This window comes from Rossellomorea sp. YZS02, from assembly GCF_033963925.1.
GTDB lineage: Bacteria > Bacillota > Bacilli > Bacillales > Bacillaceae_B > Rossellomorea.
Genome location: NZ_JAXBLY010000004.1, coordinates 185,490 through 203,192, shown reverse-complemented (window position 1 = coordinate 203,192; position 17,703 = coordinate 185,490). Strand labels below are relative to the sequence as shown.

18 protein-coding genes are annotated in these 17,703 nt (G+C 42.9%); all 18 read right to left on the bottom strand.

All coding sequences use genetic code 11. The annotated features are described in order from the left end of the window. Window positions 1-28: 28 nt before the first annotated feature. The 18 genes from SLH55_RS06235 to SLH55_RS06150 all read right to left on the bottom strand — a co-directional run bounded on the left by SLH55_RS06235 (window position 29) and on the right by SLH55_RS06150 (window position 17,676). On the bottom strand, window positions 29-1,687 hold the full coding sequence (locus tag SLH55_RS06235; RefSeq protein WP_320322927.1) for a DAK2 domain-containing protein: 1,659 nt from the start codon (window positions 1,685-1,687) through the stop codon (window positions 29-31). Window positions 1,688-1,702: 15 nt separating this feature from the next. Beyond that, the gene (locus SLH55_RS06230; protein WP_034755738.1) at window positions 1,703-2,065 is read right to left on the bottom strand and encodes an Asp23/Gls24 family envelope stress response protein; all 363 of its coding nucleotides are present in this window, start codon (window positions 2,063-2,065) and stop codon (window positions 1,703-1,705) included. A gap of 237 nt (window positions 2,066-2,302) precedes the next feature. Further along, window positions 2,303-2,491 (bottom strand): 50S ribosomal protein L28, encoded by a 189-nt coding sequence (rpmB, locus tag SLH55_RS06225; RefSeq protein WP_034755741.1) that lies wholly within the window; start codon window positions 2,489-2,491, stop codon window positions 2,303-2,305. A gap of 1,034 nt (window positions 2,492-3,525) precedes the next feature. Continuing rightward, window positions 3,526-3,606, bottom strand: coding sequence for a stage V sporulation protein SpoVM (spoVM, locus tag SLH55_RS06220; protein ID WP_032088878.1), 81 nt, complete (start codon window positions 3,604-3,606; stop codon window positions 3,526-3,528). Between the two features lie 113 nt (window positions 3,607-3,719). Beyond that, window positions 3,720-4,367, bottom strand: a complete 648-nt coding sequence (locus SLH55_RS06215; protein ID WP_320322926.1) for a thiamine diphosphokinase — start codon at window positions 4,365-4,367, stop codon at window positions 3,720-3,722. 61 nt (window positions 4,368-4,428) lie between these two features. After that, window positions 4,429-5,079 (bottom strand): ribulose-phosphate 3-epimerase, encoded by a 651-nt coding sequence (gene rpe / locus SLH55_RS06210; protein WP_219168952.1) that lies wholly within the window; start codon window positions 5,077-5,079, stop codon window positions 4,429-4,431. Between the two features lie 2 nt (window positions 5,080-5,081). After that, the gene (gene rsgA, locus SLH55_RS06205) at window positions 5,082-5,963 is read right to left on the bottom strand and encodes a ribosome small subunit-dependent GTPase A (RefSeq protein WP_219168953.1); all 882 of its coding nucleotides are present in this window, start codon (window positions 5,961-5,963) and stop codon (window positions 5,082-5,084) included. 139 nt (window positions 5,964-6,102) lie between these two features. Then, a complete protein-coding gene (gene pknB, locus SLH55_RS06200; RefSeq protein ID WP_219168955.1) occupies window positions 6,103-8,127 on the bottom strand; it encodes a Stk1 family PASTA domain-containing Ser/Thr kinase in 2,025 nt (674 codons plus the stop codon). Between the two features lie 4 nt (window positions 8,128-8,131). Beyond that, window positions 8,132-8,881, bottom strand: coding sequence for a Stp1/IreP family PP2C-type Ser/Thr phosphatase (locus SLH55_RS06195; protein ID WP_219168957.1), 750 nt, complete (start codon window positions 8,879-8,881; stop codon window positions 8,132-8,134). Window positions 8,882-9,071: 190 nt separating this feature from the next. Next, window positions 9,072-10,409: a 16S rRNA (cytosine(967)-C(5))-methyltransferase RsmB gene (gene rsmB, locus SLH55_RS06190; RefSeq protein ID WP_219168959.1), complete on the bottom strand. Its 1,338-nt coding sequence runs from the start codon at window positions 10,407-10,409 to the stop codon at window positions 9,072-9,074. Beyond that, the gene (fmt, locus tag SLH55_RS06185) at window positions 10,402-11,352 is read right to left on the bottom strand and encodes a methionyl-tRNA formyltransferase (protein WP_320322925.1); all 951 of its coding nucleotides are present in this window, start codon (window positions 11,350-11,352) and stop codon (window positions 10,402-10,404) included. Before fmt ends, rsmB begins: the two co-directional genes overlap by 8 nt. Next, on the bottom strand, window positions 11,352-11,834 hold the full coding sequence (gene def, locus SLH55_RS06180; RefSeq protein ID WP_320322924.1) for a peptide deformylase: 483 nt from the start codon (window positions 11,832-11,834) through the stop codon (window positions 11,352-11,354). Before def ends, fmt begins: the two co-directional genes overlap by 1 nt. Before the next feature lie 25 nt (window positions 11,835-11,859). Beyond that, window positions 11,860-14,283 (bottom strand): primosomal protein N', encoded by a 2,424-nt coding sequence (gene priA, locus SLH55_RS06175; protein WP_320322923.1) that lies wholly within the window; start codon window positions 14,281-14,283, stop codon window positions 11,860-11,862. Beyond that, window positions 14,270-15,499, bottom strand: coding sequence for a bifunctional phosphopantothenoylcysteine decarboxylase/phosphopantothenate--cysteine ligase CoaBC (gene coaBC / locus SLH55_RS06170; protein ID WP_320322922.1), 1,230 nt, complete (start codon window positions 15,497-15,499; stop codon window positions 14,270-14,272). Before coaBC ends, priA begins: the two co-directional genes overlap by 14 nt. 135 nt (window positions 15,500-15,634) lie before the next feature. Continuing rightward, window positions 15,635-15,856 carry a DNA-directed RNA polymerase subunit omega gene (gene rpoZ, locus SLH55_RS06165; RefSeq protein WP_034755771.1) on the bottom strand — a complete coding sequence of 74 codons (222 nt, stop codon included), beginning with the start codon at window positions 15,854-15,856 and terminating at the stop codon, window positions 15,635-15,637. Further along, window positions 15,857-16,471 carry a guanylate kinase gene (gmk, locus tag SLH55_RS06160; protein WP_320322921.1) on the bottom strand — a complete coding sequence of 205 codons (615 nt, stop codon included), beginning with the start codon at window positions 16,469-16,471 and terminating at the stop codon, window positions 15,857-15,859. Next, the gene (gene remA / locus SLH55_RS06155) at window positions 16,472-16,744 is read right to left on the bottom strand and encodes an extracellular matrix/biofilm regulator RemA (protein ID WP_034755776.1); all 273 of its coding nucleotides are present in this window, start codon (window positions 16,742-16,744) and stop codon (window positions 16,472-16,474) included. It abuts the gene before it with no gap. Between the two features lie 56 nt (window positions 16,745-16,800). Then, window positions 16,801-17,676: a YicC/YloC family endoribonuclease gene (locus SLH55_RS06150; RefSeq protein WP_219168971.1), complete on the bottom strand. Its 876-nt coding sequence runs from the start codon at window positions 17,674-17,676 to the stop codon at window positions 16,801-16,803. Window positions 17,677-17,703 lie beyond the last annotated feature (27 nt).

The following is a 17,703-nucleotide window of genomic DNA, read 5'->3' as shown; positions in this document are numbered from 1 at the left end:
TTATAGAGCTGCCCCCTCGCTTCATTCCTTATTCAACTGAGAATATATAGGAGTAAAGTGGCTGTTTACCATTATGAACTTCCACTTCAACGTCTTCATAATGCTCTTCAACATAATCTCTGAGTGACTCAACCTCTTTTTCCGTTACACCCTCACCATAGAGAATGGTTAAGATCTCGGAATCTTCATCCAGCATCTTTTCCAATAAGCTTTTAGAAGACTTTTGACGGTCAGAATCGGAAACGACAATCTTGCCTTCTGAGATTCCCATGAAGTCATCCTTTGAAATCGCAACACCGTCAATCGTTGTGTCTCTGACAGCAAATGTGATTTGACCAGTCTTGACCTGCTTTGAAGCTTCCGTCATCAACTGCTTGTTATCTTCAACCGTAGCAGATGGATTGAAAGCTAGCAATGCCGCCATGCCTTGAGGAACTGTCTTCGTCGGAACGACAGCTACTTCCATTTCAAGAACTTCAGCCGCTTGCTCAGCAGCCATGATGATATTCTTGTTATTCGGCATGATGATCACTTTCTTGGCATTCACTTCTTCAACGGCTTTCACGATATCCTCCGTACTTGGATTCATCGTTTGTCCGCCTTCAATTACAGCAGTGGCACCGATACTCTTGTATAACTCGGCAATGCCTTCACCCATTGATACGGTAACAATGGCAAAGTCGACTTCCTGGGTCTTTGCCGGAGCTTTGACCGGTTTAGACTCCCCTACAATACTGCTATGCTGCTGTCTCATGTTTTCAATCTTGATATTGATGAGACTTCCATATCGATGACCATATGTTAATACATCACCAGGTTGTTCAGAATGGATATGTACTTTAGCCAACTCTTCATCACTTATTACGAGCAGCGAATCACCGAATTCACTCAAATCCTGACGAAAGTCTTCATCTACAAAGGATTGTTTATCCTCTTCGAATCGGACCATGAATTCCGTGCAATAACCAAACTCAATATCTTCAGTGCTCATGAAATCCTGGGCAGCTTTGTGATGCTCAGCGCTGACAAGGTCATTCATGGACGGAAGTGATGACTGATTGGATACTTTTTCACCTTTGAGCTCTGCTAGGAAACCTTCGTAAACAAATAGAAGCCCCTGTCCACCACTATCGACTACTCCCACTTCCTTTAATACAGGAAGTAAATCAGGTGTACGATTCAATGAAGCCTGTGCTTCATCGACGATTGCCTGCATCAACTTAACGAAATCAGTTTCTGTTTCAGCTGCCGTCACACCTTTTCGTGCAGCATCTTTCGCAACCGTTAGAATCGTTCCTTCTACAGGTTTCATCACAGCTTTATAAGCCGTTTCTACACCTGTTTGAAGTGCGTTGGCAAACTCTGCACTCGATAAGGATTCTTTCCCTTCAATCGCTTTACCAAAGCCTCTGAACAATTGGGATAAGATAACACCTGAGTTACCTCTTGCCCCCATTAATAACCCTTTCGAAAGGGCAGTAGCCACATTTCCGATATGATCTTGAATATGGTTCTGGACTTCCTTCGCTCCAGAAGTCATTGATAAATTCATATTTGTTCCAGTATCACCATCAGGAACAGGAAAAACGTTAAGCGCGTCAACCAGCTGCGCGTTAGCAGATAATTGAGTGGCACCTTGTATCACCATTTGGGCAAAACGTTTTCCTTCCAAAGATGTAATCGACACGAATCTTCCTCCTCACTACGGGTTCGTGACACGAACCCCCTGCACAAAAATATTTACTGAATCTACCGCCAAGCCGACGGTCTTATCAAGAGTATATTTAACCTTGGATTGTACATTATGGGCAATCTCAGAAATTTTTGTACCATAACTCACAATAATATACATATCAATATGTACTTCCTCTTCATCTTGACGAACAATCACTCCGCGAGTGAAATTTTCTTTACGTAAGATATCTGTGAAACCGTCTTTAATTTGGTTCTTTGAAGCCATTCCAACAATTCCGTAGCAATCCACCGCTGCACCTCCAGCAATCATTGCAATGACATCATTCGTAATATCAATTTGTCCGTACTGCGTTTTTAATTCGATGGACATGGAATGTTTTCCCCCTTTAATTACATGCTTGGCTAAAAACATTTTACTATAAGTATGCTGTTTTTGAAAGCTAAACTATTATCTCAAGCTTCATTTGTTGGGTTTACCCTCTATTTTTTCCTTATTATTCAAAGATTAATCATTCTCATTCCAAGAGTATATGTCTTCCGTATGACTGATTTGATCATGGGAGAATGAAAAAAGACGCCTGAATCAGGCGCCTTTCCATTTTAAGTATTATACGCGTTCTACTTTACCAGATTTCAACGCTCTTGCAGAAACCCATACTTTCTTAGGCTTTCCGTCTACAAGAATTCGAACTTTTTGCAGGTTTGCACCCCAAGTACGCTTGTTCGCATTCATTGCGTGAGAGCGAGCGTTACCTGAGCTTGCTTTACGGCCTGTTACTACGCATTGTTTTGCCATAATATATTCCCTCCTCACTAACAAGAAGCTGAAGTTAATTTCAGTTCCACATTTCGCTTATTATCATAAAGATACTTTAATAATTTATCACACAACTTTCTATAATGCAATACTACAATTTAAACCTTTCAAGAAAAAATACTTTACAGACATAAAAGCGGAAGGGGCTCGCCCTGAGGCGACAAGCATTTCTGGAAAATCCCTGAAGGCGCTTTTTGCCTTTGGGGATTTTTCAGAAATGACCTCGAGCCTCAAGCTCCTGGAGCTGGACATATTGAAAAGCGGAGGCGGCTTGGTCAGACCCGACAAGCTTAAGGCGAATCAACCGGAATGGCGTTCTTTGCCATTTTGGTTGTTTTGACTTATGACCTCGAGGGTCTAGCCGCCGGAGCTGGACATCGCAGAAAAGCAGAAGGGGCTCGCCCTGAGGCGACAAGCATTTCTGGATAATCCCTGAAGGCGCTTTTTGCCTTTGGGGATTTTTCAGAAATGACCTCGAGCCTCAAGCCCCTGAAACTGGACATATCGAAAAGCGGAGGCGGCTTGGTCAGACCCGACAAGCTTAAGGCGAATCAACCGGAATGGCGCTCTTTGCCATTTTGGTTGATTTGACTTATGACCTCGAGGGTCTAGCTGCCGGAGCTGGACATATTGAAAAGCCGGGTAGGCTTGGGTTTGCCCGACAAGTTCAAGAGGGGCACTACTTCTCGATTGGGAGATCATGTTAATCATCAGAGCTAATAAATAGCCGGAAAAATTCCGGTTATTTTGAAATTACTGTTTAAAAAAGATGAAATAGAAGGAAAAATTCCGCCTATTAATTCAAATAAGCACAAAAATGAATGATCTTCCTATTATAAGCGGAAAAACTCCGCTTAATATCCCTAATTCAAGGTTTACTCTGTATATAACCGGAAAAACTCCGCTTATTTTTTGCTGGATCTTCTGGGCGGGACATCTTATTGAAAGATAAACATGAACAGTATCAAAAGTCAAAAAAAGAAGATGGCATCAAGCCATCTCCAACAAACCATTTATTCTTTTTTAAACGTTCCCAACATCGCCCTCACAAGTCCACCCAGGAATTTCGGTAATTTAATTGTATAAAAGCGCATTTTTAGTCCCTCCCCACAATCTAAAGAACGTAATGTTTCGCTTGACAACAGTTCAGTCTATTCAAGCAGTTTCAGTTAAGTACATCTTCTTTTCTGTCTGGTCGATAGAAGCATTAATCACTGCTTCTTATCACCATTAATATGCCATTTGAAAAGGAAAAAGTACCAGATGATTGTATAAGTTCATTACTAATACATAGTGTGGATCCTCTTGAAATATTCCGATTTTTTAATGGATATTTAAAGCCTGAGAGGGTGATTCCTTCAACGTTTTCGGTAACAGGAACAAAGGAAATGTATTGGTATTCCGGGATTTCCAGGACGGAATGTTCCCCAGATTTCGCAAGGTATAATCGATTTTGGACGTCTATGATTTCCACAGGGATGCCCGTTTCTAAAAGGCTTGGCATCATCAATAATTGAAGGTTACCCATAAAGTGGTCCAGGCGTCCGCCAGTAGCACCAAAAATGTTGATTTTCTCCGGCCTTTGTTCAATTGTCCAGTTGAGTGCAAGTTCCAGATCCGTTTCGTCCTTCTCAGGCTGGAATCGATTGACCTCCTGCACTGTTTCCCTGATTTCCTCCAATTCCGTAGAGCTTACGGAATCAAAATCCCCAAATGCGACCCATGGATTGATATGTTGTTCCATTAAATAGTAAACGCCCCGATCCACACCAATCCATTTAGTATTTTCACTTGAATAGGCACTCAAATCAGGTATATATCTCCCGGGTCCGCCTGCAACAAGATTGATTTCCATATCCTACACTCCCCTTTTTTATAAAAATAGACTGACCCCATTAGGGTCAGCCTGATGCCATTTAAACGAGTGCTTTCTTCAATTCTTCAATTGCTGCCCTGCGATCGGGCTTATTATAGATGGCAGATCCCGCAACAAACACATCTGCACCCGCCTCTGCACAAATAGCTGCCGTTTCAGGGTTGATGCCCCCGTCCACTTCAATTTCAAGAGACGGATTTACTTCTTTCGCCCACTCGCGGATTTGCTTAATCTTTGGTACAACGGATGGAATGAACGATTGCCCGCCAAATCCAGGGTTGACGGTCATCAAGAGGACCATATCGACATCCTGCAGGATCGGTTTAATCAATTCTGCAGAGGTTCCGGGATTCAGGACGACACCCGCTTTAACGCCCTTGCTTTTGATCATTTGGATCGTCCTGTGCAGATGGGGATCTGCTTCTACATGGACGGTGATATAATCAGCCCCCGCATCGGCAAACGCTTCAATGTACTGACTTGGGTTTTCGATCATCAAATGAACATCCAGAGGTAAAGTCGTCAGCGGTCTGATTGCACTCACGATCATCGGTCCAAGTGTAATGTTCGGAACGAAGTGACCATCCATGACGTCTACATGAATATAGTCCGCTCCCCCTTTTTCCACATCTTTAATTTCATTGCCCAGCTCTGCAAAATTGGCAGAAAGAATGGATGGTGCGATTTTCATATTTAGTACCTCGGCTTTCTTTCTTTGATTTCTTTATGAAAAGTTAAATAGTGATCGTAACGATATGTTGGAATTTCTTCCGCTTCAACAGCCGCTTTCACAGCACATTTAGGCTCATTGATGTGAAGGCATCCCCTGAATTTACACTCTTCGGATACTTCCACCATTTCCGGGAAGCACCTTGGCAGTTCTTCTATTTCAAGCTCTGAAAACTCCAATGAACTGAAACCGGGCGTATCCGCCACTAATCCATCTTCGATATCGATGAGTTCCACGTGTCGTGTTGTATGTTTCCCCCGCCCGAGATGCGAAGAAATCATTGCCGTCTTCAGTTCCAATTCAGGTTTTAACGCGTTCAAAAGAGACGATTTCCCCACTCCGGACTGACCGGCAAACACCGAAATTTTATCTTTTAAATACGGAGTCAGCTCCTCAAGACCATGCTCTGTTTTGGAAGACGTCATCAAAACTTCATATCCAAAAGAGCGGTACTCGCTCACATATTGTTCAATTTTTTCAGCTTCTGCAGATGTCACCAAGTCCATTTTGGTCACGCAGATAAGCGGTTCGATTTCCTTGCTCTCCACCAGCACAAGGAAACGGTCCAGGAGCGCCGGACTGAAATCCGGTTCACTTGCTGAAAAGACCAATATAGCTTGATCGACGTTGGCAATCGGAGGGCGTACCAATTCATTCTTTCGATCATGTACTTTCAAGATATACCCATCGGTTTTATTTTCGGCTTGAAATTCAACATAATCACCCACAAGCGGAGTGATTTTATTTTTGCGGAAATTGCCTCTTCCCCGACATTGCGTAACGCTGCCTTCTGAAAGGACATAGTAAAATCCACTCAATGCTTTAACAATTTTTCCTTCAGGCATTCGAAACCTCCTATTCAAAAGCGTTTATCTGAATTATTTAGCTATCTCCATTATGTATCATAACCATTATAAATGAAATTAAGAAGACTGTCCCGTAGGTTCATGAAAAACCCGGGTACAGCCCTTTGGAAAGTGAAAATTATTCTTCTTTAGGATATTTGGCAGTCCCAGAGTCAATTTCCTGACCATCTCTCAATATTTTATACTTACCGTCCTTACCATCTTCTAACTGAAATGAGAGAGTAAACTCGGTGTCTTTAGTAATGCCATCAAGTTGATCAGGTTCCTCATAGGTACTATCTTTGTCTTCAATATAAATTTCAACTGGCTGCGGAGTTCCGTCTTCTTTTGTATATGGAACCATAATTTTTAATGTGACTTCTTTAGGAGGTAATTCCTCTTCCTTTGGTGGTTCCGGGCCTTTTGACATTGTTACATAAACTGTTTCCCCTTGGAAAGTTGGGGTACCTGGTGATGGATCATGAGATTTTACTTTCCCAGCTTCAATAGTATCGGAGAATTCCTCCGGTCTTTGTTCAATCTTTAAACCTTTTAGGTCTGCATATTGATTAAGCTCTGCTTTTGAATATCCCTCTAAATTCTCCATATCAAACGGCTTGGAGCCCTTACTCACTGTAAAGGTTATTGTCGTCTCTTCAGGTACGACTTCATCTCCAGGGGAAGGATCTTGATCGGTAATGGTTCCAGATGGTTCATCATCGTTAAATTCCTCTTCCTTTTCTATCGTAAAACCTTTATCCTCAAGTTCTGATGCAATTTCATCAAAATTCTTGCCGACATAATCCTCTACTTCCACCTTTTCTTTTCCTGTACTGACATAGATATCAATTTCCGACCCTTCATTCGCCATTCTGCCGGCTTTAGGATTTGTCTTGATTACTTTACCTTCGTCTACAGTGTCGCTTGACTGCTCCTTAGTTTCACCGACAACAAACCCTTCTGAAACAATCATTGAAACGGCTTCAGTTGTGTTTTTACCCGCCACATCGGGAACCTCAATCTCTTTCGGCCCCAATAATCCAGGCACCAACGTAAATGCGGCAACACCCAACACAATCAGTAAAAAGAACAAGCTGATGATGATGATCGGCCATTTTCTTTTACGTTTGTCCTTCTTTGCTTTTTTGCCTTTATCTTTCTTCTTTGCTTTTTTCTTATCTTCCTTTACCGGGACCGTTGGCTTGGTTTGCACGATATCGGTATTGGTTTGATGGACGATCGTATCATCCAGATTAGAATATGCCTTTTGATCCGTGATGACCGGAATCGCTTTTGTCGCTTCATCATCAAGCGGCACTGCGAATTTGGGTTCATCCATTCGATCGGGATCGAGTGCTGATGTCAGGTCCTCGTCCATTTCCTCCAGGCTTTCATATCGTCTGAACGGGTCCTTGGCAGTGGCTTTCAACACAATATTCTCTACACTTTGAGGGATATCGGGATTCCATCTTTTTAAAGATGGTGTTTCAGATTGCAAATGCTTTAAGGCAATCGAGACGGCCGATTCACCAGAGAATGGCAGCCTGCCCGTCAACAATTCAAACATGACGATACCTAGTGAATAGATATCCGATTTTTTTGTCGCCATTCCCCCCCTTGCCTGCTCGGGAGAAAGATAATGGACGGATCCAAGAACCGAATTGGTTTGAGTGATACTCGTTGCACTGAGGGCCATTGCAATCCCAAAGTCCGTGATCTTCACATTTCCATCTTCATCTAACAGGATATTATGTGGCTTGATATCCCGGTGAACAATATGGTTAAGATGTGCATGGGACATGGCTAATGTCAGCTGCTTCATGATATCGATCGCCTTGTCGACATGAACCGGTGAATACTGCTGTATGTATTGCTTTAACGTCATGCCATGAACATATTCCATGACGATATAATAAAGGTCGTCCTCTTCGCCTACATCATAGATGCTCACAATATTCGGGTGAGCAAGGCTGGTAGCAGATTGGGCCTCCCGTTGGAAACGTTTAATGAATTCCTCTTCATTGGCAAAGTCGATCCGGAGCATTTTGATGGCCACTTCACGATCTAGAATCACATCGTGTGCTAAATAGACGTTGGCCATCCCACCGCCACCGATCAGTTTAATAATTCTGTAACGCCCACTGATGCGCTTACCTTCCATCATGTTATCACCCGCTTTCCGTTTCAGCGGCAAACTCGACAATTACTACGGTAATATTATCTTCACCGCCATATTCATTGGCTAAATGAACGAGCGACTCCCCTTTATTTTGAAGAGAGCGATCCTGCTCTAATACTTCTTTCATTTCTTTTTCAGAGACTTTATTAGATAGACCATCCGAGCATAGAAGAATGACATCTTCCTCTTCAAACATAATCGTTTTAATATCCATCGTAATCGAAGCTTCCGTTCCGATCGCTCTAAGTATCACATTTTTTCTTGGATGATGCTCTGCATCTTCCTTCGAGATTTCTCCACTTCTGACTAATTCATTCACAAGGGTATGATCTTCTGTCAGTTGGTGAAATCCATTTTCGTTCAGGATATAGCCTCTGCTGTCACCAATATTCACGATTGACGCGAATAAAGAGGTGCAAATGGCTCCGACGAGTGTCGTCCCCATCCCCTCGCACTCAGAATTGGATTGTGAATAAGTATATACTTCTTTGTTTACTTCGTTAATAGTTGATTTTAACCAATTTTCAGCTTCATCAGCGGTGTGAAATTTCTCAGTTTTCTCCCATAAGTCCTTCAGGATGGATATGGTCAGCTCGCTTGCAACGTCACCCGCTCTGTGGCCGCCCATCCCATCTGCTACAACAGCTAAATGATCTCCATGATGATTCACGAATACGCCGGCACTATCTTCATTTAACTGGCGCACTTTCCCTTTGTCCGTAAAATAAACCGTCTTCACTTAGGTCACCTCTTCTCTTCTTATGCCCTTCTGTTTATTACAGATGGAGCATCCTTCACATAAGAACGACTTGATCCCCGTAATAGTGGTAACGGGAATTCAAGGATTCGATTTTTTAAGGTCTGTTGTACTTTTACGACTTTAATAGTGGATTTTCCTGCTTTACTTTCAATCTTTGATGTAATCCGACTCAATCCTTTTTCCTGAAACAGGAAATAAAAAATCCGTCCCCGCCGAAATCTTGAGGGAAAACCTGGAGCTGGTTCCCTTCAATGAATGGTGTTATCGGCTCTGGGAGCTGATCCAAGGGATGTGGCTCAAACTCAGGATGATCGCTAAGGAATGACGACACAGTGCCTTCATTCTCATTTCGATCCACGGTACATGTGCTATAGACTAATAACCCATCTTTTTTCAGTAATGGGGCTACTGCAGAAAGGATGTCCAGTTGAATCTTTTGTAGAGAGTGGAGGTCCGATTCTCTTTTGACGTATTTGATATCTGGTTTTCTTCTAAGCACACCAAGTCCCGAGCATGGTGCATCGACTAAAATCCGGTCGAAGCTATCATGATCAAACTTCTCTCCAGCTTTCCGACTATCAAGGGCTGCCGTTATCACGTTGGTTAATCCAAGCCTCGATGCATTGTCGTCGATCAATTTCACTTTATGCTTATGCAGATCTAGTGCGTGCACTTCACCCGTCCCTGAAAGCTTCTCTGCAATATGAGTTGTTTTCCCGCCTGGGGCTGCGCATGCATCTAATACCTTCATCCCTTTTTCAAGCTTTAATGCATACGAAACGAGCATCGAACTTTCATCCTGTATACTGCATTGACCATTGAGATAGCTTTCTGTTTTTGCAAGATTCCCTCTGATTGATTGAATCCCTTCAGGTACGATCGGACTTTCTTTCACTTCAGTCCCGTTTTCCAACAGCTGCTGTACGAGCTCTTCACGACTGATTTTAGTCGTATTCACACGTGCCGTTTGGTTTGGTGCGATTAAATTGGTTTCGCACATTTCTTTCGTTTTCTCCAAACCGAATTGTTCTTCCCATCTCTTCACAAGCCAATATGGATGACTCGTCTCGATTGCCACTCGTTCAACTGGATCCTTTATGGAATCAAGAGAGGGTAGACCTTTTCGCTGCACGGATCTCAGCACCCCATTTACTAATCCTGAGATTCCTTTATGCCCTCTCTTTTTGGCGATTTCCACCGCTTCATAGAAGACGGCACGATCCGGTATTCTGTCAAGATACACAAGTTGGTAGAGGGATAATCGTAACAATTGACGCACCCAATCATCGAGCTTCCCTTTAATGAATGGGGCCAAATAGAAATCAAGGGTCATTTTTCGTTGAATGGTTCCATATGTCAGCTCCGTCAATAAACCAATATCCTTCTGTGGCAGTTCATTTTTTTCAATGACGGAATGAAGCAGCAAATTACTATACGATTGATTTTTATCAACCGCTATGATAACATCTAGCGCTGCTTCGCGAACGGTTTTATTTCGTTTACTCATCGTTATCTCCTAACATCATGCCGGTTTTTAAATGAGCTCCTGCTCCTCGGAGGTAGTCCTTTGCACTCATTCTTTTCTTACCTGAAGGCTGTAAATCGGTAATTTTGATGCCCGTTGAATTCCCGGTTGAAATGATGAAACCATCCTCTTCCACCCTGATGATTTCGCCAGGTGAAGAAGTGACCCCGCTTACTTTCTCTCCCCACCATATTTTCATGACCGATCCTTCCAAAGTGGTGTAAGCAACCGGCCAAGGGTGAAGACCCCTGATATGGTTGTAGATTTGCTCTCCGTCATTCTTCCAATCTATTTTCTCTTGTTCGCGTTTGATATTGCGTGCAAAAGTGGCTTTAGAATCATCTTGTTTCACTGGGGATATTTTCCCTTCCAACAATGGCGGAATCGTATCAATCAACAGTTTGGCACCCGCAACGCTTAATTTGTCATGCAAGGTCCCCACATGATCCCGTTCATCAATAACTACTTCCACTTGACTGATGATGTCTCCTGCATCCAGTTTTTCCACCATATACATGATGGTGATTCCCGTCTTCTCTTTACCTTGTAGGATTGAATAATGAATAGGTGCACCGCCTCTCAATTCCGGAAGAAGTGAGGCATGTACATTGATGCAACCATATTTCGGTGCCTCAAGGAGTGCATTGGGAAGGATTTGCCCGAACGCAGCGGTCACTATAAGATCAGGCTTTAAAGCAAGCACCTGGTTTAACTCATCTTCATTCTTAATCTTTTCGGGCTGATAAACCGGGATACCATGCTTTTCAGCTGCCACTTTAACAGGCGGCGGGGTGAGGATCCTCTTTCTTCCCACAGGGCGGTCGGGTTGAGTCACAACCGCGATCACGTCATATTTTTCATCTATTAATGATTGAAGAACAGGAACCGAGAAATCCGGTGTTCCCATAAAAATCACTTTTGTCATTAAGCTTCATACCCTTCTAATTCTTCTTCTGTGATATATTTCTCTACTTTGGATGTAAATAAAATGCCGTGAAGGTGATCGATTTCATGTTGAATCGCCCTTGCCATAAAGCCTTCGGCTTGAAATTCAACCGTTCTTCCTTTTCGATCTTGTGTACGCACCTTGATGGAGTATGGACGGGTCACTTCACCATATAGACCAGGGAAACTGAGACATCCTTCCAGGTCCGTTTGAGATCCGTTCGACTCTATGATTTCCGGGTTGATCAATTCGATTGTTCCTGAATCATCCCCGATGTCGACGACGGCTACTTGCAGGTCGATTCCCACCTGGGGGGCAGCAAGTCCCACTCCATCAGCCTCAAGCATTGTGTCATACATATTTGCAAGTAATTTCTTTAGTTTTTTATCAAAATCCGTTACCTTCTCACACTCTTTTTCGAGAATGGCATTTGGATGCATTACAATTGGAAGTATTGCCATAACTGTCCTCCATTTTTCTAATTGATTACATCATCACATAAGGATTCACATCAATGGAGATGGTTAGCCCCTGTGATGTATATTGTTTTTGGAACTGATCAAGTACTGTTTTCAATGTGATGCCAAGATTTGGTTCCCGTTTGTATTTTATCAAACATTGGTATCGATATCTATTCTTGATCCTGGGAATCGGTGACGCCACAGGCCCGAGAATGATTGTCGTATCAGATAGCTTGGAACGGACGTAAGATGTCATCTTTTCCGAAATATCCACTACCTTCATGACATCCTCATGACTTAATGTGATCAGTGTTATGTAGTAAAAAGGAGGGTATGAGCCCATTTTCCTCATCATCATTTCCTGCTGATAAAACCGATTATAATCATGATCAGACGCCAACTCGATCGAGTAGTGCTCAGGTGTGTAGGTTTGAATGACGACTTCACCTGGTAATGTGTGCCTGCCAGCCCGCCCGCTCACTTGTGTCAATAACTGAAACGTTTTCTCAGCAGCACGGAAATCCGGTAGATGCAGCATGGTGTCTGCACTAAGAACTCCGACTAACGTGATATTCGGAAAATCGAGACCTTTGGCGATCATTTGGGTACCAAGAAGGATATCCGCCTTTCCTTCCCCGAAAGCCGTTAACAGCTTTTCATGGGATCCTTTTCGGGATGTGGTATCGACATCCATGCGAATGATCCTTGCATCCGGGAGGAGCTTCGTCAATTCTTCCTCCACCTTCTGAGTGCCCGTTCCAAAGTAACGGATATGCTCACTCATGCATTCCGGACAAGTGGTAGGTACACTTTCTTCATGACCGCAGTAATGACATTTCATCCCGTTGGAAAATCGATGATACGTCAAGGAAATGTCGCAGTTAGGACATTGCAGGACAAAGCCGCAATCCCTGCACATGATGAAGGAGGAGTGTCCTCTGCGATTAAGGAATAGCACGGTTTGCTCTCCTTTTTCGATCCGGGATTGAAGCTTTTCAAACAGGGTGGTTGAAAACATGGAACGGTTACCATTCCTTAATTCCTCCCGCATGTCCACGATATCGACAGATGGGAGCGGGCCGTCATTCATACGTTTATCCAGTGTCAAGAGCTCATATACACCTTTAGTAGCCCGGGCGAATGTTTCCAAAGATGGGGTCGCACTGCCTAAAATCACTGGACAACCATGGATTTCGCCTCGATAGATCGCCACTTCCCTCGCATGATAACGAGGATTTTCTTCTTGCTTGTAACTCGTTTCATGCTCCTCGTCGATGATGATGATCCCTAAATTTTCGAAGGGGGCAAAAACGGCAGAGCGTGCACCTACCACCACTTTCACTTCTTTGCGTTGGATCTTTCTCCATTCATCATATTTTTCACCTACTGACAATCCGCTGTGAAGGACGGCAACATCGTCGCCGAAGCGTCCTTTAAAACGGTGGACCATTTGTGGTGTAAGGGATATTTCAGGAACCAGTACGATGGCTTCCTTCCCTTCCTGTAAGACACGCTGGATCGATTGTAAATAAATTTCTGTTTTCCCACTACCCGTTACACCATACAAGAGAAATGTGTGATGCTCTTCTTGATCGATGGTACTCAGTATCGGACGAATCGCCTGATCTTGCTGTGGGGTCAACGTAAGAGGTGAAGTATTCTCAAATACTCTATTTTGAAATGGATCCCGGTACATTTCAACGTTCTTCTCAATGAGGATCCCCTTATTAACCAACGATTTGATTGTACTTGAAGTCGTAGACATGTCATCCAAGAGTGTGGACTGGAGGATACCATCTCCACCAGGCGAAGAATCGATCATATATTCAATAATTTGTTTTTGTTTACTTGCCTGGGGAGGCAGACTGTTTTTCACTTCATCCGCTTTATCAGCCTGTACATTAAGATAAAGCTTACGAACGGTTTTCTTATTGCCTTTTGCTTTCACTCTGTAAAGGACTTCTAGGTTACCTCGTTTTACCTCTTTATGTACAAGCGGGAGAAGGCCGCTTTCTTCGATCACTTTCCAGGCGACGTCTTTTCCATTCTGAAAGAACCGCTGCAGGGAGAGATGAAGTTCGCGTTTACTCCTGTTTTCTTCCAGCCGAAAGTATTTTTCATATTTTGCTTTCATCGCAGCCGGCAGCATCGCTTGAAATGCTGATATTTTAAAGCAGAGCGTCTTCTCTGTAAGCCAGTTCCCCAGTGTGAGTAGCTCCTTATTCAAAACCGGTACAAGGTCCATCGGCTCGATGATCGATTTCAGCTTCGAGACTTCCCCTTTTTCCTTTAATTCAATGACAAAGCCCTGAATCTTCCTTGGACCAAATGGAACGATGACTCTCATGCCGGGAACGATGCTGTCCATCCACTCATCTGGGATGATATAATCATACGTCCGATCCGTCTGCATGGCAGGAACATCTACTATGACACTAGCTACGTTCATGTGCGGTACCCTTCTCCATTTGAGCAATCGCTTCTTTGAAGATTTCTTTAGCTACCTCTACTTTTGATAGTAATGGTAACTCACGATCTTTACCTCGATTTGTCACAATGATTACTTTGTTCGTATCTGTTCCGAAACCGGATCCCGACTCCTTCACATTATTCGCGACAATCATATCCGCCCTCTTTTTCTCAAGCTTAGCTCTGGCATACTCTATGACGTTTGTCGTCTCTGCTGCAAATCCGATCAGGTATTGATGGGTCTTTCTCTCACCAAGACTCATTAAGATATCCTTTGTCCGCTCGAATTCAATCACGAGATTTCCATCTTTTTTCTTTAACTTGTCCCCCAGAATTTCTTTAGGGCGATAATCAGCAACCGCAGCGCTCTTCACAACGATATCAGCAGCCGGGAAAGCTTCGTGGACGGTATTGTACATGTCTTCTGCACTCGTGACGGAAACATATTCAACACCCTTTGGAACGGGTAATTCAGAAGGACCGGAAATCAGCAACACCTCTGCCCCAAGGGAAACCGCCGCTTCTGCAAGGGAGAATCCCATTTTCCCGGTAGAGCGATTAGAGAAGAAACGTACAGGATCGACCATTTCCCTTGTAGGACCTGCTGTTATCACTACTTTCTTTCCTCGTAAAAGCATAGTTTCTTTGTCACCATTTGAAAAATAATCACTGATCAATTCGACTACCTTCTCCGGTTCTTCGAGTCTTCCCTTCCCTACATATCCACATGCCAGATACCCTTCACTTGGTTCGACAAATTGGTAGCCAAACTCAAATAGTATATCAATATTGCGTTGTACTGCCGGGTGATCATACATATGTACATTCATGGCCGGGGCGATCCACACTTTCGCCGTCGTCGCTAAGATGGTTGTGGTGATCATATCGTCCGCAATGCCGTTTGCAAGTTTTCCAATTATATTGGCCGTTGCAGGTGCCACCAGTACCAGATCGGCCCAATCCGCTAAATCAATATGAGCGATTTTAGATGAATCCTTTTCATCGAAAGTATCCCAGTATACATCTTGACGTGATAATGCCTGAAACGTGAGGGGGGCAACGAAATTTCGTGCTGACTCTGTCATGATCACTTTCACTTGTGCACCCTCTTGAACAAGCTTGCTCGTCAATGCCGCTGCTTTATATACAGCGATTCCACCAGAAACACATAATAGTATTTTTTTCCCCTGCATCATTCTACTTTCCCCCATTACTCTTTATCCTCTTTATATTATGAAGGATATTAATAGAAAAAGAAAATAGGGTTGTCCCGAAAGATGATGAAATCTTTCGAGTCAACCCCTGGAGTTATTCAATAAGCACACTGCCGTTTATTCATCAGAATAGACTGCTTTGGCATCTCTTTCTTTCATAGACAATTGACCTGCATGGATTTCTTCAAGAGCTTTCCCTACGAACTTATGAGAATCATAACGGTTCAAACGATAATCACCCGTGTCTTGAAGGTTCCTTGCACGCTTAGCAGCAATACTTACCAGCGAATATTTAGAATCGATCTTTTTCATTAATGAATCAATGGATGGGTTTAACATTTACTCAGCCTCCAGCATATTTAAGTATCGTTGTTGCACGCGTTCCCGCTTGCAGTGTTCTGCCTGAACGATGGATTTAATTTTGTCTACTGCATGTTCAATCTGATCATTTTCAACAATGTAATCATATAAATTCATCATTTCAATTTCTTTTCTTGCTGTATTCATTCTACCTTGGATCAAATCGTCCGTTTCAGTTCCTCTAGTGACGAGGCGGTTTTGAAGTTCGGATAGACTTGGGGGTGCCAGAAAGATAAACAGTCCTTCAGGAAATTTATCTCTTACCTGCTGTGCACCTTGTACCTCGATTTCAAGAAAAACATCTTTTCCTGCATCCAGTGTTTCACGTACATAGTCCACAGGAGTCCCGTAATAGTTCCCAACGAACTCTGCATACTCCAACAACTTGCCCTGGGTGATGAGCGCTTCGAAGTCTTCTCTTGATTTGAAGAAATAATCTACACCATCCACTTCTCCTTCACGGGGTTTCCGTGTGGTCATCGAAATGGAATATTCAAACTTTGTATCTTCCTGGGAAAAAATCGCTTTACGAACTGTTCCTTTCCCTACACCTGATGGTCCGGAAAGAACGATCAGCAATCCTTTTTCTTTCATTTATTTACCCTGCCCTTCTTCTACTAAATCCTCTTTATCTGTCAAACGATGAGCAACGGTTTCGGGTTGAACAGCTGAAAGAATGACGTGATCGCTGTCCGTAATAATGACCGCTCTTGTTCTTCTTCCGTATGTAGCATCAACGAGTGTTCCACGATCCCTTGCATCTTGTATCAGGCGCTTGATCGGGGCTGATTCCGGACTTACAATTGAAATTATCCGGTTAGCTGAAACGATATTTCCAAATCCTATATTGATGAGCTTGATCGACATAATGCTCCTCCTAATCAATAGTTTAGTTTCGCCGGAATGCCGGAAAACTAAACTTCTTATTCTACATTTTGCACTTGTTCTCTCAGCTTCTCAAGTGTTGATTTCAGTTCTACCACAATGGTGGCAATGAAGGAATCATTTGCTTTTGAACCAATTGTATTGACTTCCCTGTTCATTTCCTGGATCATGAAATCCAATTTCCTGCCTACAGGGCCTTCATTCATCAATGTGGAATGAAAATACTGAATGTGACTTTTAAGCCTTGTCAATTCCTCTGTGATATCTGATTTATCCGCAAAGATGGCCACTTCCGTAAGGATACGACTTTCGTCAAAAGAATTTTCATTGTATTCTACAATTCTTTTTCTTAATCGTTCCCTATATAGATTGACCACTTCAGGGGCATGTTGGGTCAGCTCCCCTACGCTCAGCTCAAATTTTTGGAGATGTGTGAGAAAGTCATTCTTAAGGAGCTCACCTTCTTTCTCCCGCATCCTTCTGAGATCCAACACGGCTTCATCAACAGCTTTTAATACCAAGTGCTCAAGCTCTTCATTTTCTTCTTCCATTTCTTCAACCATCACAAATTCTTCTCTGTCTAACAGATGGGATAGTTGCACTTCATCATGTAATGAGAAGGTTTTTTTCACCTTATTTACTAACTGATAATAATCTTGAATGAGCTTCCAGTCAATATGCAGGTTTTTATGTACTAGGCCTTCACCGCTGATCGTGATGAAAATATCCACTTTCCCTCTTTTGACGCTTTGGGAAACTTGTTTCTTTATTTTATCCTCGAGCTTCAATAATTGACGCGGCATCCTTATATAACACTCACTGAATCTGTGATTAACGGATTTCATTTCTACCGTTACAGAATGTTGTTCAGACTCTACTTTGCTTCTGCCAAAGCCTGTCATACTGACAACCATTACGATCACATCCAATCCTTTGACGGT